Annotated in this window: 20 protein-coding genes; 3 read left to right on the top strand and 17 right to left on the bottom strand. The window is 67.2% G+C overall.

The genetic code is table 11. The annotated features are described in order from the left end of the window. Window positions 1–20 precede the first annotated feature (20 nt). Window positions 21–260: a hypothetical protein gene (locus AB0H42_RS25980; RefSeq protein ID WP_357060349.1), complete on the top strand. Its 240-nt coding sequence runs from the start codon at window positions 21–23 to the stop codon at window positions 258–260. A gap of 95 nt (window positions 261–355) precedes the next feature. Here the strand turns inward: AB0H42_RS25980 and AB0H42_RS25985 are convergent, their stop codons facing one another. The 11 genes from AB0H42_RS25985 to AB0H42_RS26035 form a co-directional block, all read right to left on the bottom strand. After that, a complete protein-coding gene (locus tag AB0H42_RS25985) occupies window positions 356–1,189 on the bottom strand; it encodes an alpha/beta hydrolase (RefSeq protein ID WP_357060351.1) in 834 nt (277 codons plus the stop codon). Next, a complete protein-coding gene (locus AB0H42_RS25990) occupies window positions 1,189–1,389 on the bottom strand; it encodes a ferredoxin (RefSeq protein WP_357060354.1) in 201 nt (66 codons plus the stop codon). Before AB0H42_RS25990 ends, AB0H42_RS25985 begins: the two co-directional genes overlap by 1 nt. Before the next feature lie 2 nt (window positions 1,390–1,391). Continuing rightward, window positions 1,392–3,503 (bottom strand): acetate--CoA ligase family protein, encoded by a 2,112-nt coding sequence (locus AB0H42_RS25995; RefSeq protein WP_357060356.1) that lies wholly within the window; start codon window positions 3,501–3,503, stop codon window positions 1,392–1,394. Further along, the gene (locus AB0H42_RS26000; protein ID WP_357060359.1) at window positions 3,503–4,405 is read right to left on the bottom strand and encodes an alpha/beta fold hydrolase; all 903 of its coding nucleotides are present in this window, start codon (window positions 4,403–4,405) and stop codon (window positions 3,503–3,505) included. Before AB0H42_RS26000 ends, AB0H42_RS25995 begins: the two co-directional genes overlap by 1 nt. A gap of 142 nt (window positions 4,406–4,547) precedes the next feature. Further along, window positions 4,548–6,071, bottom strand: coding sequence for an AMP-binding protein (locus AB0H42_RS26005; protein WP_357060362.1), 1,524 nt, complete (start codon window positions 6,069–6,071; stop codon window positions 4,548–4,550). A gap of 145 nt (window positions 6,072–6,216) precedes the next feature. After that, complete coding sequence (locus AB0H42_RS26010) at window positions 6,217–7,131, bottom strand: VOC family protein (RefSeq protein WP_357060365.1); 915 nt, start codon at window positions 7,129–7,131, stop codon at window positions 6,217–6,219. Between the two features lie 29 nt (window positions 7,132–7,160). Further along, window positions 7,161–8,318 carry an acyl-CoA dehydrogenase family protein gene (locus AB0H42_RS26015; RefSeq protein WP_357060367.1) on the bottom strand — a complete coding sequence of 386 codons (1,158 nt, stop codon included), beginning with the start codon at window positions 8,316–8,318 and terminating at the stop codon, window positions 7,161–7,163. Continuing rightward, complete coding sequence (locus AB0H42_RS26020; protein WP_357060369.1) at window positions 8,315–8,593, bottom strand: dihydrodiol dehydrogenase; 279 nt, start codon at window positions 8,591–8,593, stop codon at window positions 8,315–8,317. The genes AB0H42_RS26015 and AB0H42_RS26020 overlap by 4 nt, the downstream gene beginning before the upstream one ends. After that, a complete protein-coding gene (locus AB0H42_RS26025; RefSeq protein WP_357060372.1) occupies window positions 8,590–9,078 on the bottom strand; it encodes an aromatic-ring-hydroxylating dioxygenase subunit beta in 489 nt (162 codons plus the stop codon). Before AB0H42_RS26025 ends, AB0H42_RS26020 begins: the two co-directional genes overlap by 4 nt. 2 nt (window positions 9,079–9,080) lie before the next feature. Beyond that, complete coding sequence (locus AB0H42_RS26030) at window positions 9,081–10,370, bottom strand: Rieske 2Fe-2S domain-containing protein (protein WP_357060375.1); 1,290 nt, start codon at window positions 10,368–10,370, stop codon at window positions 9,081–9,083. A 33-nt stretch (window positions 10,371–10,403) separates the two neighbouring features. Beyond that, window positions 10,404–11,240 (bottom strand): alpha/beta hydrolase, encoded by an 837-nt coding sequence (locus tag AB0H42_RS26035; RefSeq protein WP_357060377.1) that lies wholly within the window; start codon window positions 11,238–11,240, stop codon window positions 10,404–10,406. A 309-nt stretch (window positions 11,241–11,549) separates the two neighbouring features. On the opposite strand from AB0H42_RS26035, the gene AB0H42_RS26040 reads away from it, so the two are divergent. Further along, the gene (locus tag AB0H42_RS26040) at window positions 11,550–12,740 is read left to right on the top strand and encodes an FAD-dependent oxidoreductase (RefSeq protein ID WP_357060380.1); all 1,191 of its coding nucleotides are present in this window, start codon (window positions 11,550–11,552) and stop codon (window positions 12,738–12,740) included. A 76-nt stretch (window positions 12,741–12,816) separates the two neighbouring features. On the opposite strand, the gene AB0H42_RS26045 is transcribed toward AB0H42_RS26040, so the two are convergent. From AB0H42_RS26045 to AB0H42_RS26055, 3 genes are read right to left on the bottom strand one after another with little or no spacing between them, the layout of a single operon-like run. Further along, window positions 12,817–13,557: an IclR family transcriptional regulator gene (locus tag AB0H42_RS26045; RefSeq protein ID WP_357060383.1), complete on the bottom strand. Its 741-nt coding sequence runs from the start codon at window positions 13,555–13,557 to the stop codon at window positions 12,817–12,819. Further along, entirely contained in the window at window positions 13,554–14,534 is a 981-nt protein-coding gene (locus AB0H42_RS26050) for an aldolase/citrate lyase family protein (protein WP_357060386.1), read from the bottom strand. Before AB0H42_RS26050 ends, AB0H42_RS26045 begins: the two co-directional genes overlap by 4 nt. Then, complete coding sequence (locus AB0H42_RS26055) at window positions 14,531–15,043, bottom strand: MaoC family dehydratase (protein WP_357060388.1); 513 nt, start codon at window positions 15,041–15,043, stop codon at window positions 14,531–14,533. Before AB0H42_RS26055 ends, AB0H42_RS26050 begins: the two co-directional genes overlap by 4 nt. Window positions 15,044–15,225: 182 nt before the next feature. On the opposite strand from AB0H42_RS26055, the gene AB0H42_RS26060 reads away from it, so the two are divergent. Continuing rightward, window positions 15,226–15,954 (top strand): GntR family transcriptional regulator, encoded by a 729-nt coding sequence (locus AB0H42_RS26060; protein WP_357060391.1) that lies wholly within the window; start codon window positions 15,226–15,228, stop codon window positions 15,952–15,954. Window positions 15,955–16,031: 77 nt separating this feature from the next. On the opposite strand, the gene AB0H42_RS26065 is transcribed toward AB0H42_RS26060, so the two are convergent. From AB0H42_RS26065 to AB0H42_RS26075, 3 genes are read right to left on the bottom strand one after another with little or no spacing between them, the layout of a single operon-like run. Beyond that, complete coding sequence (locus AB0H42_RS26065) at window positions 16,032–17,162, bottom strand: acyl-CoA dehydrogenase family protein (protein ID WP_357060393.1); 1,131 nt, start codon at window positions 17,160–17,162, stop codon at window positions 16,032–16,034. A 16-nt stretch (window positions 17,163–17,178) separates the two neighbouring features. Beyond that, window positions 17,179–18,348, bottom strand: coding sequence for an acyl-CoA dehydrogenase family protein (locus AB0H42_RS26070; RefSeq protein ID WP_357060396.1), 1,170 nt, complete (start codon window positions 18,346–18,348; stop codon window positions 17,179–17,181). Between the two features lie 10 nt (window positions 18,349–18,358). After that, entirely contained in the window at window positions 18,359–19,489 is a 1,131-nt protein-coding gene (locus AB0H42_RS26075) for an acyl-CoA dehydrogenase (protein WP_357060398.1), read from the bottom strand. Window positions 19,490–19,492: the final 3 nt, after the last annotated feature.

Below are 19,492 nucleotides of genomic sequence, written 5' to 3' on the forward strand. Positions count from 1 at the left end.
GCGCCGGCGAACGGTGGACCGTGCGAGCGGGCCTCGCCGAGCACTCGGACAGCTCGACGCTACTGAGGCTGGTCACCATCCTCCATATCAGATCCGCCGGCGTCGAGCACCTGGTGTTCGATGCCGGGCGGGCGACGGTCCGTGCCACGGTGACGCTGGCATCCGGCACTCCGGCAAGTCTGCAGCAGATGTTGCTCCGACCGGCCGACGTCACCGAGGTCACCGTATGCAGCGAGGAGGAGGCTCCCGGTAGCCGATGAACGGCCCGGAGTACAGCAACCCGCCGGTAACGCGATCGAGCGGTCGGCCCCCTTCGCCACCAAGAGCCGGCGTCACGTCGGCCGGAGCGCGCCGATCACCCCCGGAGGAAGCGCTGCACGTGTCCCGTGAAATCCGCGGCCTGCTCGATCTGCACCCAGTGGCCGGTCCGGGGATAAACATGCAACGTCGCGTCGGCGATCGTCTCCAGTAGGTACAGCGAGGTGTCCAGCGGAATCACCTGATCGTCCCGGCCGTGCACGAGCAGGACCCGGTGTGGCAGGGCGGCCAACTGCTCGGGTGCGACAGCGAAGGCATCGATCCACCGTTGCCTCGGTGCGGGAAAGAGCGAGGCCCACCGCTCCTGCGCGCCCCCTTTTGCCGAAGCACGGAAGCGCATCTCACCGAGATCCGCCGGTAGCAGCGAGCGGTCGTACACGAAGTAGGTGAGCAACTCCTCCATGGCCTCGACCGAGGGTTCGTACCCCCAGACCGCATCGAGTCCCGCGGTGAGCTCGAAGGGGGCGCCGACGCTGCCCATGAGCACGAGCCGGTCTATCCGCTCCGAACAGGTCGTGGCGAGCCATAGCGCCAGGGCGCCGCCGAAGGAGTTGCCGACGACCGACACCTTCTCGACCCCGAGGGTGTCGAGAAAGCCGATCATATGCTCCACCCACTGATTCCGGTCCGGCGGTCCGCCCTCGGCGTGCCAGGTGTAGCCGAAGCCGACGATATCCGGGGCGAGGACCCGGTGCGATTTCGCGAGTTCGGGCATGACGAGGCGCCAGTTGGCGAAAGCGGTCACGCCGGGGCCGGAGCCGTGGATCAGCAGGACCGGGGGTCCCTCGCCGACGTCGTGATAGTTCGTCGTGAACGGGCCGTGCTCGAGGGTCAGACCGATTTCCGGGTCGTTCACAGCATGTTTGCCCATCAGTGGTCCTCGGTGATGAGCACCGCGATCGCCGGGCACGCCACGGCCGCCTCGCGGACCTCGGCGTCCCTACCCTCGGGCACCGGGGTGCCCGCCGGGACGACGGCGTACCCGTCGTCGTCCAATTCGAAGACCTCGGGCGCGATCTGCGCGCAGACCCCGTAGCCCTGGCAAAGATTCAGGTCGACTTCTACCTGCATGATCAATTCCCTTCTGCCACGGTCGATCCGACGACCGAAACGACAGCGTCGAGCATGACCACCCCGTCCGGGCGGACGAGTAGTGGATTGACGTCCAGTTCGGCGACCTCGCCGCGTGCGGCGATCTCACCGAGGGTGCACAGCGTCCGTACGACGGCACCGATGTCCAGAGCGGGCCGACCACGCCATCCGCCGAGCAGCGGCCGCATCCGCAGACTGTCCACCATCTCGCGGGCGCGGCGCTCGTCGAAGGGCAGCACCGAGATCGCCGTATCGTTGACCGCTTCCGCCTCCGTGCCGCCGCTGCCGACCATGACGAGTGGGCCGAGGACCGGATCCTGGGAGATACCGACGAGCAGCTCCACTCCGCCGCTCGCCTGTTCGGCGACGAGGAAGGCACGCACGGTCAAATCGCTGAGGCCCGCCAGCATGGTGGTCCGGGCGGCGCGCAACTCTCCGGCGTCGGCGATACCAACCTCGACGGCACCGCGCTCACTCTTGTGTACGAGCCCATCGGCCACGGCCTTGAGTACGAGCGGATAACCGATCGCCTCACCCGCGGTCTCCAGGGCGGCCTCGTCGCCGGCGTCGACGACCACGTGCCGGACGGGGTCCAGGCCGTGCTCCGCCAGCCAGGACAGCGACCGCTCCTCGCTGAGCACCGTGCGCACCGCGTCCGGTGGCACCGGGACGAAAGGAGCGACGGCCGGGGGTACGTCCGGATACCGGCGTGCGGGATGGTTGAGCAAGGCGCGCGCCGCGCTCACCCCGTTGCGCATATTGCGAACGACGGGGACGCCCCCGGAGACCATCGCCCGGTATACCGGATCATCGGTGCTCGGCAGCAGCGACAGGGTAATGACCGGCTTGTCGCCGCGCCGGTGCGCGTGCAGGGCCATCTCCTCGATGGGCGGGCCCATCGCCGGCAGCGGCGTCGAGACGGGCAGCAACAGTATGCCGACCGCCGGATCGTCGAGGACGATATCGACGATGCGCGAACCGAGGCCCTTCAGCAACGAGTAGCCGCCGTTGTCGACCGGATTTCTCGTGGCCAGCGGTTTCGGCAACAGCTCGCGCAGTTTCTCCTGGGTCTCGCGGGAGAGTTCCGGCACGGTCAGTCCCGCGCCGACGGCGACATCCACGAGGTGCGCGTTCGATCCACCGGAGGCGCTGATGATCGCCACGCCGTCGGCGCCGGGCAGCGCCGGGACGCGGGACAGGACCGAAGTCACGTCGAGCAGCTCATCCAGATCGTGCACGCGGTGAATACCGTGCTGGGTGAAGAAGGCATCCATCGCGGCGTCGGAACCGGCGAGTTTGCCGGTATGCGACATCGCGGCGGCGGCACCCTGGTCGGAGGTGCCGACCTTGACCAGGACCCACGGTGTACCGGTCTCGATGCTCGCCGCGGCGGCACGCCGCAGCGCCGCGCCCGACCCGAAACCCTCGACGTACGAGGCGATTGCCTTCGTATCGTCCTGACGGGCCATGAAGGCGACGAAGTCGGCCAGCCCGAGGTCGGCCTCGTTGCCGGTGGTCACCCAGTAGCTCATCCCGTAGCCGAGCTCCTGTGCGGCGGCGAGCGGGCGGCCCTGGTGGCCGCTCTGGGTGGCCAGACCGAAAAGTGGGGTATCGCGCTCGGGCAGTACCTCGAACATATTCATGTTCGTATTGGGTCCGACAAGACGCGTACCGGCCCGGCGGGCGAGCTCACGCAAGCGGTCCTCGGCCGCGCGACCTTCGGCCGACCCACCCTCCGAGAAACCGGACGCGTGCACCACCGTGAAGGCCGGCCTCTTTCGGACGACCTGCTCCATCGAACCGAGCACATCGGAGACGAGGATGACGACGACGTCCACCTCCCCCGGAACGTCGTCCAGGGAGGCGTAGGTCCGGTATCCGAACACCGTCTCAAGCTTCGGGTTGATCGGGTAGATCGTCCCGCCTTCGTTCTCCAGCCTGCCCGCCAGCTGTTTGAACATGAAGTCGAAGGGGGCCTTGGAATCGTGGGCACCGATGACCGCGAGCGTGCGCGGGTGGAAGAGGCGGGTGAGGTCCACTTCTCCGACGTGCCCGGATTCGACGGAGTGTTCGTGGACCGTGATCGCGGACATCATGCCGCCGTTCGGGTCAGGAACTCGATGGCCGCGTCGTTGAACCGGTCCTGCTGCTCGACCTGGGCCCAATGTCCACATCGCCCGAAGACCTGCAATTCGGCGTGGGGCATGTACTGCAGCGGGTAGAGAGCTCCATCGACGGGGTTGAAGTGGTCGTCGCGGCCCCAGATCAGCAAGGTCTCCGCCTCGACGGCACCACACATCCGCCAGCTCTCGAAATCGTCCGGGTTGAAGCGCACGACCCGATCCTGGGTGTCCAGCCACATCTCGAAGATCGGTGAGCCGGGCTTCGGCTCGTCGATGAGCTCGAGCAGATCGGCCAGGCGTTCGGTGACCTGCTCTTCGACGACCATCGACTTGTCGTAGACCATCTCCTCCAGAAAGGCACGCATGGTCTCCGGTGACGGGTTGCGCAGCAGTGACCCACTCACTTCTCCGAGGTGGGAGTGGATACGACCCGACGGAGACCACACCGGATAACAGACACCGGCCGGTCCGAGGAGAACCAACCGCCCGGTGCGCTCCGGGTAGGCGTGCGCGAAGCGGAATGAGACACCGCCGCCCAGCGAGTTGCCCAGGAAGTGGGCCCTGACGATCCCCAGGTGGTCGAGCACCTCGGCCACGCACGAGGCATAGTACTGGAAGGCCGACGGCTGTTCCTCGGGCTGCCGCGCCGGACCGGACTTGCCGTAGCCGGGCAGGTCGACGAGCAACAACGAGAAGTGTTCGGACAGCGCCAGCACGTTACCCATGAAATTGGTCCACGACGAGGCCCCCGGGCCGCCACCGTGGATCATGACGAGAGTCTCTTCCCGCGTTCCGATCCGCTGGATGTGGACCCTCGTATTTCCCACATCGAGGAAGTCGTGGACGCCCTCATCGATCACCGTGTCAGTCATAGGTCAAATGTCCCTTCCTGCATGCGCCCTGCCCAGCAGGCGGGTCCGCATCCTGAAACCGGAGTGCGGCAGGCGCCGGACCGGCCGAATACGCCGCCGGCCGGCACCTGGGCCGGCACGGTGCTCGAATGGTGGATCGTGCTCATGGGGCGACTTCGAGGGTCGCGAGCAGGCGTTTGTAGAGTTTGCCGTTGTCGTGTCGTGGCAGCTCGCCGACGAAGACCCATTCGCGTGGGATCTTGTACTTCGCGAAGTCCCGGCCGAGGGTCTCGATGAGCCGCTCGCGTTTCCCCTCCTCCGACACGCCGGCACACAGGACGACAACGGCGCGGGCGATCTCACCGAGGTCGTCGTCGGGCACACCGATGATCGCGGCGTCGTGCACATCGGGGTCGGAGATGAGAGCGTCCTCGATCTCCTGGGGGTAGATGTTCACGCCGCCGGAGATGATGACGTTGGACTCGCGGTCGGTCACGTAGAGGAAGCCCTCGTCGTCGAGGTAACCGATATCCCCTACGGTGCGCCAGGTCGGGTGGTGCCGGTGCGTGTTCTGCACCGATTTGTCCGGATCCTTGTGATATTCGAGCCGCTCCGGCAGGTCGAAGTAGATTCTGCCCGCTGCTCCGGCGGGCAGTTCCGTTCCGTCCGGGTCACAGATATGGGGCACGCCCATGAGCGCCTTGCCCACGGTACCGGGATGCGCCAGCCATTCCTGCGCGGTGGCCCGGGTGATGCCGTACGGCTCGGAGGCCCCGTAGAGCTCGGTGACGATCGGGCCCCACCAGTCGATCATCTGCTGTTTCACCTGTGGCGGACAGGGCGCGCCGGCGACCAGTGCCAGGGTGTGTGCGCCGAAGTCCCGTCCGGTACGCAGTTCGGCCGGCAACGCGAGGAGCCGCTTGTGCATCGTCGGCACCCACTGACTCATTGTGATCCGGTGCCGTTCCATGAGGTCCAGCGCGGCGGCGGCGTCGAACCTCTCCATGAACACGACGGTCCCGCCGGCGTCGAGCGTTCCCGCGGCGTACATCAGCGATAACGAGTGGTAGCTCGGCCCGGGGCTGAGGAACGTCGTGTCGTCGGTCATACCGTAGGAACTCTGGAGGAAAGTCTCGAAAACGTTGCCTTCCTCGTAGCCGACCCCGCTGAGGGTGCGCTTGATTCCCTTCGGCCGCCCCGTGGTGCCGGACGAGTAGAACATCGTGGCACCCCGGACGACATCGTCGTCGCGCTGGTGCGACAGCCCGGCCAGACGCGGCTCGACGCGGTGGAAGCCGGGCACTTCCGCCCCGATGCTGATCAGCGTCGTCCCGGGGTTCACCAGATCCCGCAGTTCGCCTCCGCCGGCCGTGGCCGGGTGGGCGAACACGAGAGACACATCCGCGTCGTCGATGATGTAGGCCGCCTCGGACGCGGTGAGGTTGGCGTTGACCGGGACGAAGTAGACCCCGCACCGCATGGCGGCGAAATAGAGCGAGTGGTACCAGGTCGAGTTGCGCATCCATACCGCGAGGGCGTCGCCGGTACCCAGTCCCGCGGCGCGGATGAGCGAGGCCAGCCGCAGGGTGCGGTCGGCCAGTTCGCCGAAGGTGATCGACTCGCCGCTCGGGTGCATCACCATGGCGGGCTTGTCGGGCGTGATCTCGGCCTGCTGCCAGATAGTCACGTGATTCCTCCTCATCGGCGACCGATAGCCCATCCAAACTCCGGCACCGGCAACGCAGAAGGGGGTGGTTCCAGACGACGAGACCCGGGCCGTTCGGCCCGGGTCTCACCGGTTGTATCGGGCGGCTCGCCAGGGAACCGTCGGATCAGGACTTCTTGATCAGGTCGTTGACAGACTTACCGGATTCGACGAAGCGGTGCCCCCACACGTCACCCTTGGTCATCGTCGTGGCGGCAGCGTTCGGCTCCATCTGTTTGCCCGACCAGCCGTACTCCATCTGGTAGCCGCCGGGCGTACGGCAGTAGAAACTCACCATCGAATCGTTGGTGTGCTTACCCAGTGTGAGAGTGAGCTGGACGCCCGCGTCGATGACCCGGTCGTAGCCCTTGCCCACATCGTCGAGTTCGCCGACCTCGAACATGAAATGGTGCAGACGTGGCGACTTCTCCGGCGGGAACTGCAGCATCGCCAGCGAGTGCTCCCGGGAGCCGCAGCGCAGGAATATCGTGCGGTTGTTGTTCTGCACGGAGATATCGCTGATGAGGAAACCGAACACCTCGGTGTAGAACTTCACGCTGGCATCCAGGTCGCCGACGCAGACGACCGCGTGCCCCAGTCCTTGTTCGCCGGTGACGAACTCGGAGACTCCCAGGGGAGAGGTGAACTCGTAGTCACGCTCGTGACCCCAGAAGACCTCGACGGTGACATTGCTCGGGTCGGTCATCCGTACCAGCTCCGCGACCTTGCGCTCGCTGTACGCTTGTTCGCCGGTGACGACCTCGTAGTCGACTCCGTGGTCATCGAGGATTTCGCGGGTCTCCTTCAGCGCTACCGGGCCCTGCACCTCGAAGCCGAGATAGGTGATGTTGCCACGGGTGTCGGTCGGATGGACGGCGACACGGTAGGCACGATCATCGGTCTTGAGCAGGACGCTGCCGTCGGTACCGTCGCGGACCTCGCAGCCGATGATCTCGGTGCCGAAGGATCGGAACTCCTCGGGCCGTGGGGCGCTGACTCCCAGATAGCCGAGGTTGAGGACGGGGATCGTGCGAGTGGTCATATTCTTCTCCTGGGACGTGTCGAGGATGGTCAGCGCGGCACGCCGCCGCGATCCACGAGTTGCTTGGCGATGACGTTCTTCTGCATCTCGTTCGTTCCCTCACCGACGAGGAACAGCGGCGCCTCGCGGAAGTAGCGCTCGATAGGGAACTCCAGGGAGTAGCCGTACCCGCCGTGGACGCGCATGGCATCGAGGGTGATCTGCGCGGCCGTCTCGGTGGCATAGAGCTTGGCCATGCCGGCTTCCATATCGCTGCGCTCCCCGCGATCGAGAGACTCCGCCGCGTCGCGCACGAGCAGCCGTGAGGCACGGAGTTTGGTGGCCATCTCGGCGAGGTAGTTGCCGATCGACTGGTGCTTCCAGATCGGCAGGCCGAAGGTCTCGCGTTCCTGCGCGTATTTCAGCGCTTCGTCGAAAGCGGCACCGGCGATACCGCACGCGCGGGCGGCGACCTGGATCCGGCCGATCTCCAGACCACCCATCATCTGCTTGAAGCCCAGCCCGGGCTGTCCGCCGAGGATCTGCGTGGCGGGCGTGCGATAGTCCTCGAAGGACAGCTCGCAGGTTTCGATACCTTTGTAGCCGAGCTTCTTCAGGTCGCGCGATACGGTGAAGCCCGCACCCGGCTCGACGAGGACGATACTCATCCCCCGATGCGCCGGGGACGCCTCGGGGTCGGTCTTGACGAGCAGCCCGATCACCCCGGCCCGGCGGGCGTTGGTGATCCACATCTTGCTGCCGTTGATGACGAGATCGTCACCGTCCCGGCGGGCGACGGTACGGATCGACTGGAGGTCGGACCCGCCCCCGGGTTCGGTCAGGCCCATGGCCGAGCGGATCTCTCCGGTGGCCATCCCGGGCAGATACTTTTCCTTCTGCTCCTGCGTACCGTACCGGCCGATGAGGTAGGCGATGACCGAGTGGCTGCCCATGGCGCCGGCGAGGCTGACCCACCCGCGGGCGAGTTCCTCGCTCACCCGGGCGAAGCATGCGGTGGAAACTCGACCGGGGCTGTACGGTTCGTCGATCGTCAGTCCGAAGAGACCGAGCTCCTTCATCGTCTCGATGAGCTTCTCGGGGTAGATGTTGTCGTGTTCGAGCTCGCCGACCACCGGAAGGACGTCACGTCCGACGAACTCCTTGACGGCGTTGACGAGCGCCTGCTCTTCCTCGTTGAGCCCACTCACTGCGGTTCTCCCTGTTCATCCGTATCGTCCTGGGCGGGGAAATCCCCGTCGTCCAATCGCTGTTCTTTGAAGGCGGGCTCGAGCAGGCCCGCGAGCTGGTCGTGCCGGCACCAGGCCAGGGCCGACAGTTCCAGCGGGTCCAAACTGATGCTGCGCCCGGTCGCCGGATCCGCGATCTGCAACACCGGGCCGTTCGCCGTCGCCAGGTCGACGCGGACGAGGCTGGTGGCGAACTCGTTCCGGAGCTGCACCCACCCCTGGGACGCGAGTGTCACAGGATGTATGTCATCGGCGGAAGGCTCGTGTCCCGCTGCAGCAGCATCAGCTGCCGGCCACTGATCAACCATCGGTCCGACTCCTTCCGGAAGGTGTACTCGCAACGCATGGGGAAGGTGCGCATCGGCTCGTTGAGGCGCTGGGCGTGGGGTCGGTACTCGTAGAGCACGACGACGAAGTGGGCCCGGGCCGTTTCCCCGGCTGTCCCGACTTCGACCTCGACGTTGCTGACGGCGCGAACGGTGCGCGACGGCGGATCCTGCGTGTGGTTCAGACCGGTCTGGGCGACGCGCCATACCCGGGCCTCGGTGCGGAAGCGGTCCTCGCGAATGATCGACATCTGCTCCCGCTCGAGCTGCGCGCCGAGCGGAATGTGGACGGTCACGTCGTCGGTCAGCAGTTCGAGCCACTCGTCGTGGCGTTCCTGGTCGAGCAGTCGCGCCTCCGCGAGGAGGAGTGCCTCGATCTCCTGCGCTACGGACATGCTCAGGCCTCCTGCCCCATGTACTCGGCCCAGCCGCGGTAGACCGCCCGCTGGGTGATCTCGCTGGTCGAGTCCGCGACCCGGACCCCGTTGTCCAGAACCTCCTCGGAGGTGGCCTGCCGGGTGAAGAGCAGCCACGGGTCCAGGGACGCGGCCTGCGCAGTGCGGAAGCCCTCCTGCATCCGGGTGAACATCTCGATATCGTCCGGGCCGCCGTATCCGGCCGGTCCGTAGAAGCCCTGCTCCTGCTCCCGGCGGTGTGTGCGCACGGACTCCGGAGCCGACGGCAGATCGATGAAGGATTGGCGCACGTACGTCTCATCCGGTGCCAGGGGCTGGATGACGCGGATATTCGACCCTGCGATAGCGAGGTTCGGGAAGATCGTCATTCGCCACGGCGGTCCGAGTAGGGCCTCCACCCTGTCCGGCCCGTAGGTCTGGGCGAGTTCGTCGAGGAACTCGGCCGGGAAGCGCTTCTTGGCGAGCATCGCCACCTGGGGCGTCTCGACAAGGTTGTGTCCCCCGCCGAGGTCGTAGCCGCGGCTGTCCATCGCGGCTATGCGCTGGCGGCGTACCGGTTTCTCGGTCGTCTCACCGCGGGCGGCGCGTGCGCGCCGGCTGTTGTGGATCTGCACCCGGACGGCCGCCTGGTGCAGGAAGTCGGGGTGGTAGCCCTCGGTGTTGTTCTCCGCCTGCAGCTTCCAGTTCGCGGGGAAGGTGTGCTGAAACGCGGCGCTCTCCACCCGGATCCGGCCATCCGGCGTCTGGGCCGCCCAGTCGTCGAGGTAGGGCTTGGTGTTGCCGAGGAAATCCTCGAGGGATCCGGCCTCCGGATTCAGTGAGGCGAAAATCAGGCCCTGGTAGGAACCGACCGCGGCCACCGCCTGCAGCCCGATGCGCTGGGCATCGCCGAGTTCCCCTTCGCCGTATCCCTTGGCCAGGCTGACCCCGGTCAGCGCACCCTTGTTGTTGTACACCCAGCCGTGGTATTCGCATTTGAAGAAGTTCGCCGTCCCACGGTCCCGCTGGCAGACCGTGGTGCCGCGGTGGGCGCAGCGGTTGATCAGGACATTGATCCCGCCGTCCTCGTCGCGGCTGACGATCACCGGGACCTGCCCGATGTAGGTCGTCAGATAATCGCCGGCACAGGCGATCTCCGACTCGTGACCGACATAGATCCAGGTCCGGTAGAAAATCCGCCGCATCTCGAGGTGGAAGATATCGTTGTCGGTGTAGACGTTCATATTGACGCGCCCCATGGCGGCGTCCACGAGCTCTGCGGGGTCGATCATGACTGGATGGACCTTCCGTGATATCCCTGGGACTCAGGCACCGGAGCGGATCTTCTCGGCCGGGGCCGTGACCTCTCCCGCCGAATCCTCCGCCGCTACCTGGGCGAGCACGGAGGCGACGTGCCCGGCGATGCGGGCGCCGCCCTGCGCGAAGACGAGGTGGCCCAGCTTATTGAAGATCCGCAGCTGGACATCCTTGAGGCGACGGCTGAGGTAGAAGGCGGAGTCCACACCGGCGACCGTGTCGTCCCGGCCCCACACGAGGGAGACGGGGACCTTCGTTTGGCGCACTCGGTCGCCTTTCGAGGACTCCATCGGTGTGAGGCTGCCGTTCTCGATCCAGTCCGCCAACGTCGTCGCGGCCTTGAAGACGGCATCGTCCTGCGCCCGGTGGTACTCGTCGAGCAGCCCCTCGGGTACCAGGTCGGCACCCCCGGACAACACCTCGAGGGCTGCCCGGCTTCTGCCCTTGTCACCGAGATAGAGGTCGCGCACCACGGTGCCGGCGGAGCTGCGCGGATGCCAGGTTCCGGACAACGGCCGCGCGTAACCGAAGGGCGCGCACAGCACGAGATGTGCCACCAGCCCGGGACGAAGGGCGGCCAGCCGCAGCGCCGCGGTGGCTCCTACACTCTCCGCGATCAGAGTTACGCGGTGCGCGCCCCGTTCTTCCAGCACATCGGCGACAGTCTCCGCGAGACCGTCGGCGCCGGAGCGGCCGGCAGCGGCGGTCCGTTCGATCAGGTCGAGGAGTTCGACACCGTCGACGCTTGCCAGGCCCGGGGATGCCTGTCGGAGCTGGGCCAGCATGCGCGATGCGGACAAACCGGGCGACAGCCCGGGCAGTACCAGGAGCTTCTGGTCGGACATCGGACTCCTTGGGGGATGTCGGCACGACAGCGGTCGTGACCGGTGGTCGGCACCTTACGGGCGCAGAGCTGAACCGCTCTGCTATTCGAGACCCGAGTCCACTCCGCTGGACAGCAGAGGACAACAACGGCGTTCCACTGTCTGAAACCCCTCCGCGAGTACCGCTCTGTGACTCGGACGATCGACGCCGGCCGGGCACGGTCGCTCCCGGGGTATGGAACTGCGCGCTCACGGCGACATCTCGCCGGAAGTAACGATGGTACGAACCGGCGACCGTCCTGGGGCCGCCACCGCACGAGAGGAATTCTGATGCCGAGTCCGCGCAGAGTAGTTGTGGCCGGAGCCGGTCTCGCCGCGCACAATATCGCCGAGCACCTGCGGCGACGAGGTTTCGCCGGCCGGATCGTGCTCCTCGGCGACGAGGCCGTCGAACCCTACGACCGCCCGCCTCTGTCGAAGGACCAGTTGTGGAGTGAGCAAGAACCGGCGCCGCGGCTCCTGGCCAGGCCCGGGGCCTACCAGCGCGACGGCATCGAAGTACGCACGGGTAGCCGGACGCGCAGCCTGGACACTTCGCGTAAGACCGTCACGCTGGCCGACGGCGAGGAGGTCCCCTACGACTCGCTCGTCATCGCGACCGGTTCCCGCGCCCGGACCCTCGCCGACTCCCCCGGGGTACTCACCCTGCGGTCCTTCGACGATTGCCTGGATCTGCGCAAGGCCATGGCCGAGCGGCCGCGGATCGTCATCGTCGGCGCCGGGCTCATCGGCTGCGAGGTGGCCGGGCACGCTTCGTCGATCGGCCTGGACGTCACGGTCGTCGACCCGATGCCCACGCCCCTGACCACTGCCCTCGGCCGAACCGTCGGCAACCTGCTCGGCCGGATGCATCAGAACGCGGGATCGACGATGCTGCACGGTCTCGGAGTCGAGGGCGTGATCGGCCACGGCCGCGCGGAGGCAGTCCGCCTGACCGATGGGACAACTCTGCCTGCGGATCTCGTCCTCGTGGCCTTCGGCGCAACGCCGAACGTCGAGTGGCTCGCCGAGTCGGGTATCGACATCGGCCGCGGCGTCGTCACCGACGAACTCTGCCGGACCTCGGTGCCCGATGTCTATGCGATCGGTGACGTCGCCCAGGCGTTCCAGCCCGCCAAGGGCACTCATATGGTCATCGAGCACTGGAACAACGCCCGCGAGCAGGGAGCCGGGGTTGCCGCGACCATCCTCGGCGAGCCCGCGCCGCCGCACGCACTGCCGTACTTCTGGACCGACCAGCTCGGCACCAAGATCCAGTCCCTCGGCTGGCTCGACCCGGATGCCGGGGTCGAAACCATCGAGTGGCAGGAACCGAAGCCCGGCGCCGTGCACCTCTTCGGCTCCCCCGAGAGATTGACCGGCGCGGTGAGCTTCAACGCCGCAGGTCGCCTGATGAAACTGCGCGGCCTCATCGAGCAGAACAAGTCCTGGGCGGAGGCCGAGGCGATCATCCGAGGCTGATCTCTTCGCCCGACGGCGACCACCGGAAGCGGCCCGCGAGGTGAGAACACCTCGCGGGCCGCTCGATCAGGCGATGTCAACTCGCGGCGAGCCCGGCGTCCAGACTGAGCGATAGGCGACAGGCCACCTGACGCACCCGATTCTGCACCGCGGAAGTATGCACCTTGCGCGGATTCCCGGCGACCGAAATGGCCGCGATCGCACCGTCCGGTCCGGTCAGCGGTGCGGCGACGCAGCCGATCCCGGCGTAGGTTTCCTCGGCCTCCAGGGCGACTCCCTCATGGCGGAACCTGCCGAGCTGCCGTGACAACAGCCCCGGCGCGATAACGGTGCGCCGGGTGACCGGTTCCAGACTGCCCAGAATTCGGTGGATGACGTCCGGCATGCTGTGGGCCAGAAGAATTTTTCCCATTGCGGTGCTGTAGAGGGCATGACGCGAACCGACGGTGGTGGGGACGCGGACCTGGGAGCGGCCGAACAACTTCTCGAGGATCACGACCTTCTCGTCCATGAGTACGCCGAGATGCACCGTCTCGCCGATTTCGGCCTGCAGGTCTTCGAGAAACGGCATCGCCTGCTGCCGGAGGCGGCGGTAGCGCGGCACCGCGAAGCCGAGTTCGAAGAGCCGGCCACCGAGCGAGTATCCGTTCTTGCTGTGCTCGACGACACCCGCATCGACGAGGTCGCACAGCAGGCGGTAGAGGGTCGCCTTCGGGAGCCTCGTGCGCTGCGTGAGCTGGGCGAGTCCCACGGCATCGTTGCCTTCGGCTGCAATACAGTCGAGGGCGGCGAAGAGCTTGCCGACAACAGCGGTCATAACGGGTTCCTCTCAGACGTCGCAGCGGGCGCAAGGGATAGTGCGTCCGTCGCAGCGGACGCAAGGGGTGTTGCGTCCGCGGGATTGGCGAGATCCGGCCGGGTAGCGGGCACTGCCAGGATCCGGCGTGCGCGGTCGACCAGGGGTGCGTCGACCATGGCATTGTCGACGACGAAGGCACCGCGACCCGCGCGGGCGGCCTCCTCGCCGGCGGCGAGGACTCTGCGCGCCCAGTCCCGGTCGGCCGGCGAAGGGGAGAACTCCCGCAGCAGGTGGGGCACCTGCCGGGGGTGGATACAGTAACTACCGCGCATTCCCATGGCGAAGGCCGCACGCGCTCCGCGGGCGAAGAGTTCCTCGTCCCGCAATTCGGCGATCGACCCCGCGATCCCGAGCGGCGTTACCCCGTGCGCGAAGGCCGCGAGAACGAGGTCGCCCATCGCCGCGACGATCGTCGACGAGGTCTGAGTGCGCCGGGGTGCGTGCAGTTCGATCTCGGCACGCAGATCCTCGACGCCCAGTGCGACGGTGGTGATGCCGGGCCGGGCAAGGATGTCATCGAGGTGGCGCTGCCCCTTGCTGCTCTCCACGAGCACCGACAGGTCGGGACGGTAGCCGAGTCGCTCGCAGAGGGCATCGAAAGTAGCGATATCACGCGTGTCGTCGACCTTGGGCAGCAGCACCTCGGTGACTCCCGCATCCCGACAGGCCGTGAGGTCCGCCTCGAGATCGTCGCCGGCGTTGACCCGCACGATGACCAGCGACACGCCGGCGAGCGCAGCCAGGTCCGCGGGGAGGGCGGCACGGGCGGCCGGCTTCTCCGATTCGGGGACACTGTCCTCGAGATCGAGGACAGCACCGTCCGCTCCGGCGCGGGCGGCACCGGCCACGTACCGCTCGCGGTGCGCGGGGACGAAGAGCAGAGCCCGGCGGGAAGGCAGGGCGACGCCTCCGGCACCGTGCGCGTAATCGCTCATAACGCGTCCGCGCCCTTGAGCGCCGGGGGCATCGGCCAGTGGGCGCGAGGGCCCTGGCCGCGCTTGTGGATCATCACCGACCGCACGAAGCGCATCACCGGCTCTCGGTCGCCCTTGTAGGCGAGGGTGCGGACCTTGATGATCCCGGCGCCCGGGCGGCTTTTCGACTCGCGGGTCTCAAGCACCCAGGTCGACGCGAAGATCGTATCGCCGGCGAAGACCGGGTTGAGGATCTCGATCTCACCCCATCCGAGGTTGGCGACGGCGTTCTCACTGATGTCCCGGACAGTGAGGCCGCTAACGAGCGCCAGGGTGAAGGTGCTGTTCATCAGGGGGCGACCGAACTCGGTGTGCGACGCGAACTCGTGGTTCGTATGCGTCATATTCGTGTTGTAGGTCAACAACGTGAAGGACTGGTTGTCCTGTTCGGTCACGGTGCGCGCGATCCCGTGGTCGATGCGTTTACCCGCCTCGAAGTCTTCGAAGTACCGGCCGGCGAATCCACTCACTACAAACCACCTCTGTCTATCTTGTGACCCGACTCACTATAAACTGTATGCAGGTTATCCATACTGGATCCAGTTGGCAATAGTGGGATACACTTTGGTCGGATGGCGGATACTTCGGTTGCCGCAATAGAATTCGAGAGCCCGACCCTTGGAGGGAGTTCGTGGTGGGAGAATCCATGGGCATGACACTTGCCTCGGACGCCGAGCCGGGCGCCACCGTCGACCGGCTCTACCTGGAGCTGCGCCGCGCGATAATTCGCTGCGAGCTCGAACCGGACAGCATCGTGTCTCAGGTACGCCTCGCCGAACGTTTCGGAGTCAGCCGAACCCCCCTCCGTGAGGTGCTGCGCCTGTTGGAACGCGACGGCCTCGTCGAGTCCCGCCACAACAAGCGGGTGCGAATCAGCGGCTTCTCACTGCGGGACTTCGAGGAGGTCTCCGCCCAGCGCGTGGTGCTCGAGACCATGGCCGCCCGCAACGCGGTACGCACCCTGACCCCCGCCACCATCGACAAGATGGAGACCGATCTGGAGGTGATGCGCAGTGCGGCCGAAGCCAACAACCTCGAGGAATGGCGGGGCGCCCACGAAAGCTTTCACCACCACCTCACATCGTCGGCGGGGCCACGAATCGAGCGGTCGATCAACGAGCTGGGAGACCTGTCCGACCGATATCGCGCGATCTACGCTTCCCAGGCCCCACTGGCGTGGAAGCGTGGTTTGCGGCACCACGAGGCCATATTGGCGGCGGTGCGCACTTTCGACGCCGACGCCGTGGGCGTCAAGGTTGGTGAACACCTCGCCGTGGCGGCCACGGCACTGATCGCCATGGTGGACGCCGACCACGAGCCGGTCCTCGTCAACCAGGCCCTCGCCCTCGTCGTCCCGTCCGGGGACCGGGCGGCACCCTGACCGCTTTCGTCCGCGACAGACAGCAGACCACGGGCCCTGCCGGAGAATCCGGCAGGGCCCGTTACGCTGTCGAGGACTCAGCCGGGGTTGCTGCCGAGGAGATAGCGCGAGAGCAGGATCTTCTGGATGTTCGCCGGACCCTCCCCCAGCTCCGCCCCCAGGATGTCCCGCAGCCGCAGCTGGACCGGGTGCTCGAGGGAGTACCCGGTATGCCCGAAGGTGATCAGGCAGTCGTGAACCAGACGTGACATCGACTCGGGCACACGGGCTTTCGCCATCGCGCTGTCCACCTTGTAGTCCTGCCCCGCGTCCGCCTTCCACAGCCCCTGCAGACACAGCAGCCGACACATCTCCAGCTCGGTCCAGTGCTCGACGAGCGGGAAGGCGACGCCCTGACGTTCGGCGAGAACCTTGCCGAAGGTCTCGCGCTCCTTGACCCATTCCACGGCCTCCTCGAGCGCGCCGCGTCCCAGCCCGATGAGTCCCATCGACACCATGAGCCGCGAGTTCGACAGCGAGGCAAGAGCTTTGCGCAGACCTCCCCCGACCTCACCGATAATGTGACCGGCGGGGACGACGACGTCGTCGAGAAAGAGCGTGGCGCGGCCGGAGGTGGTCCGGCCCAGCGACGGAGTGGGCGTGCGGACGAAGCCCGGGGAGTCGACCGGGACAAAAAGCAGCACCGGCCCTTCGGCCGACTCCGCCAGCAGCATGACGGCCTGGCCGCCGCGCACACTGATGCTCTGCTTCTCCCCGTTGACCACCCAGTCCCCGACACTGTTGCGCACCGCGCGGGTGGTGATGTTCTTCAGGTCCGAACCCGACTGTCTCTCGGTGAAGGCCAGTGAGACGGCGGCCGTCCCGGCGAGCAGGCGCGGCACCCACTCCTCGACGAGGGAACGGTCCTGCGCCTGCGTGTACAGCAACTTGGCTGCCGAGGCGGCCTGGATCATCAGCGTCGCGGCCACGGAGTCCGCCGAGCCGAGCCGCTCGATCACCATCCCGGCCACGAGGCTGCCGGCGCCCTGACCGCCGGCTTCCTCCGGCACGTCGAGTCCGAGCAGCCCCGCCTCCCCGAGTATGCCCGCGACGTCCCACGCGAACTCCCCGGCCTGATCGCGGGCGACGTACCCGGGCGCCAGCCGGGCGGCCACCCGGTCCGCGACGTCGAGAACGGCCAGCTGTTCGGAGGTGAGTGCGAATTCCATAGTTCTCCTTGTGTGGTCAGCGGGGGCCGCGCGGAAGGCCCAGGCCGAGATGCGCGATGAGTTCCCGCTGTACCTCGCTGACACCTCCGCCCACCGGCAGCTTGAGTTCGGTCTTGAAGGCGTGCGCGGTGTCCTCGATGCACGTGATGGTGGCCGGTTCGGCGGGATCCCCGTAGCGGTGGACGAGTTCGAGGACGCGGCGGGCGACGTCGAGGATCCGCTCGGAGGTGAAGATCTTGTTCACCGAGGCGTGCACCGGGCCTACGTCCCCGGCGCCGGTCTCCGAGACGCTGCGCCAGTTGAGCATGAGGTTCGTCGTTGCGATCGCCTCGAACTCGGCGACGGCGCGCCGGACGTCCGGCAGGTCGGCCGCCGGTCCCCCGTCCACGACCGTGGCCTGCGCCCAGACGCGGAAGGTGTCGAGGTGAGCGAGGATCTTCCCGGCCGGGCCGGCGTTGAAGCGTTCGGCGTTCAGCTGATGCGTGATCACCTCCCAGCCCCGATTCTCCTCGCCGACGAGCATCCGCACCGGGACCCGGACATCATCGAGGTACAGGGCGTTGAGATGGCGCGCGCCGTTGAGCGAGTGGACCGGGGTCCAGCTGATGCCGGGCAGCAAGGTGTCGACCAGAATGATCGAGACCCCGCGGTGGCGCTCCCGGCTCGGGTCCGTGCGACAGGCCAGCCAGATGTAGTCGGCGTTGTGCACGCCGGAGGTCCACATCTTCTGGCCGCGGATGACGTACTCGTCCCCTTCGCGCCGGGCAACGGTGGTCAGCGCGGCCAGATCGGTGCCGGCACCCGGTTCGCTGTAGCCGATGGCGATGTGGATCCGGCCCGAGCGGATCCGGGGCAGGAACTCCTCGAGTTGCTGCGGAGTGCCGAACTGCTGTAACGAGAGGCCGACCGCGAAGACGGTGGCGAACGGGACGAGTACCCGGTGCCGGTAGGCGGTGCTGACAATGGTCTGTTCGGCGACCGGTCCGATCCCCTCGCCGCCGAACTCGGTGGGCCAGCCTCGCCCGAGCCAGCCGTCCCGGCCGAGGCGGGCGACGACGGAGTCGTGCGCCGCCCCGGTCTCGTCCTCACGCAGGCCGGCCTTCTCCGCGGCGGTGAGCGCCGTGGCGAAGTACGCTTCGGCCTCCGCACGCAGGGCCTCTTCCTCTGGTGTCAGATCGATGAACACTGGTCGGTCCTCACTCTGCCCGGGCGTATGGTGTCGAATCCGCGGCCGACCACGCGGTCGCGCGATCGAGACAGGCCTCGACACCCCCGAGCAGGTTGGCGATGTCCAGGGCCGTGATGACGAAGCGGTGCATGGGATGATCGGTGTCCATCCCGGTACCACCGAGCACGTGCTGACATGCCAGAACCGCCGGAATCAGGTCGCGGGACATGAGGTAGTTCGCGGCGGCCACGGTCCGGCGCACGTCGTCGTTGTGGCCCATCGAGAGCTGCCATGCGGCGGCGTCCGCAACGCTGCGCAGGGCGGACGAGGTGATATAGGCGTCGGCCAGCTGCATTTTCACCGCCTGGAAGGAGCCGATGGCACGACCGAACTGCTTCCGGGCGCTCACATGCTCGACGGCCGATTCGAGTGCCCGGTGCACGGTGCCCGCGGCCGCGGCACACATCGAGATGCTCATCGCCCGGTCGAGGTACCTCGCGTGACCATCGGCCGGCGTGCCGAGCACCGCGGTAGCCGGTAGCGCGACCTCGTCGAGATGCATGGACGCGGCCGGTACATGCGATTGGACCGGATGGCCGGCCCAGGTGATGCCCTCGGCGTCGGTGGGGACGACGGCGATCACGATGCCCTCCGGCGTGCGTGCCGGGACGAGCACGTGCGAGGCCTGCCGACCCAGCTGGACGAACGCCTTCCGCCCGTTCAGCCGCAATACTTCTCCGTCCACAACCGCGGTGGTCACGGCGTCCTGGATCCACCTGCCACCGGGTTCCCGGACGGCGGAAGTGACCAGTGACCTACCCGCGGACACATCACGCAGGAGGTTTCCGAAGGAGGACGGTTCCCGGGACAGCACCAGAATCGCGGTCACGACCGGCAGGGTCGGGACCATCGACCCGTGCTCGGCCCCGGCCCGCACGACCGCATGCGCGGCGTAGGAGTCCAGGCCGGCTCCTCCGAGCTGCTCCGGCAGGAGCGCGTCGATGACACCGGCGCCTATGAGAGCGGTCCACGCGTCCGATGCCACCCCCCCGGAAAGGGCGCTGTCGGCGGCGATGCGCTCGGGCGGCAGCTGTCTGGCAAGGGTGGTGTCGGCGAGGTTGTACAGGTCCGCGGCCTCGCCGTCGAGACGAAAATCCATGAG

It is taken from the genome of Nocardia sp. NPDC050799, assembly GCF_040654015.1.
Taxonomy (GTDB): Bacteria; Actinomycetota; Actinomycetes; order Mycobacteriales; family Mycobacteriaceae; genus Nocardia.

Coding starts and splice junctions, on each gene's coding strand:
- AB0H42_RS25985 (WP_357060351.1), bottom strand. CDS start 1,189: ATGGGCAAACATGCTGTGAACGACCCGGAAATCGGTCTGACCCTCGAG.
- AB0H42_RS25990 (WP_357060354.1), bottom strand. CDS start 1,389: ATGCAGGTAGAAGTCGACCTGAATCTTTGCCAGGGCTACGGGGTCTGC.
- AB0H42_RS25995 (WP_357060356.1), bottom strand. CDS start 3,503: ATGTCCGCGATCACGGTCCACGAACACTCCGTCGAATCCGGGCACGTC.
- AB0H42_RS26000 (WP_357060359.1), bottom strand. CDS start 4,405: ATGACTGACACGGTGATCGATGAGGGCGTCCACGACTTCCTCGATGTG.
- AB0H42_RS26010 (WP_357060365.1), bottom strand. CDS start 7,131: ATGACCACTCGCACGATCCCCGTCCTCAACCTCGGCTATCTGGGAGTC.
- AB0H42_RS26025 (WP_357060372.1), bottom strand. CDS start 9,078: ATGTCCGTAGCGCAGGAGATCGAGGCACTCCTCCTCGCGGAGGCGCGA.
- AB0H42_RS26030 (WP_357060375.1), bottom strand. CDS start 10,370: ATGATCGACCCCGCAGAGCTCGTGGACGCCGCCATGGGGCGCGTCAAT.
- AB0H42_RS26035 (WP_357060377.1), bottom strand. CDS start 11,240: ATGTCCGACCAGAAGCTCCTGGTACTGCCCGGGCTGTCGCCCGGTTTG.
- AB0H42_RS26040 (WP_357060380.1), top strand. CDS start 11,550: ATGCCGAGTCCGCGCAGAGTAGTTGTGGCCGGAGCCGGTCTCGCCGCG.
- AB0H42_RS26045 (WP_357060383.1), bottom strand. CDS start 13,557: ATGACCGCTGTTGTCGGCAAGCTCTTCGCCGCCCTCGACTGTATTGCA.
- AB0H42_RS26050 (WP_357060386.1), bottom strand. CDS start 14,534: ATGAGCGATTACGCGCACGGTGCCGGAGGCGTCGCCCTGCCTTCCCGC.
- AB0H42_RS26060 (WP_357060391.1), top strand. CDS start 15,226: ATGACACTTGCCTCGGACGCCGAGCCGGGCGCCACCGTCGACCGGCTC.
- AB0H42_RS26065 (WP_357060393.1), bottom strand. CDS start 17,162: ATGGAATTCGCACTCACCTCCGAACAGCTGGCCGTTCTCGACGTCGCG.
- AB0H42_RS26075 (WP_357060398.1), bottom strand. CDS start 19,489: ATGGATTTTCGTCTCGACGGCGAGGCCGCGGACCTGTACAACCTCGCC.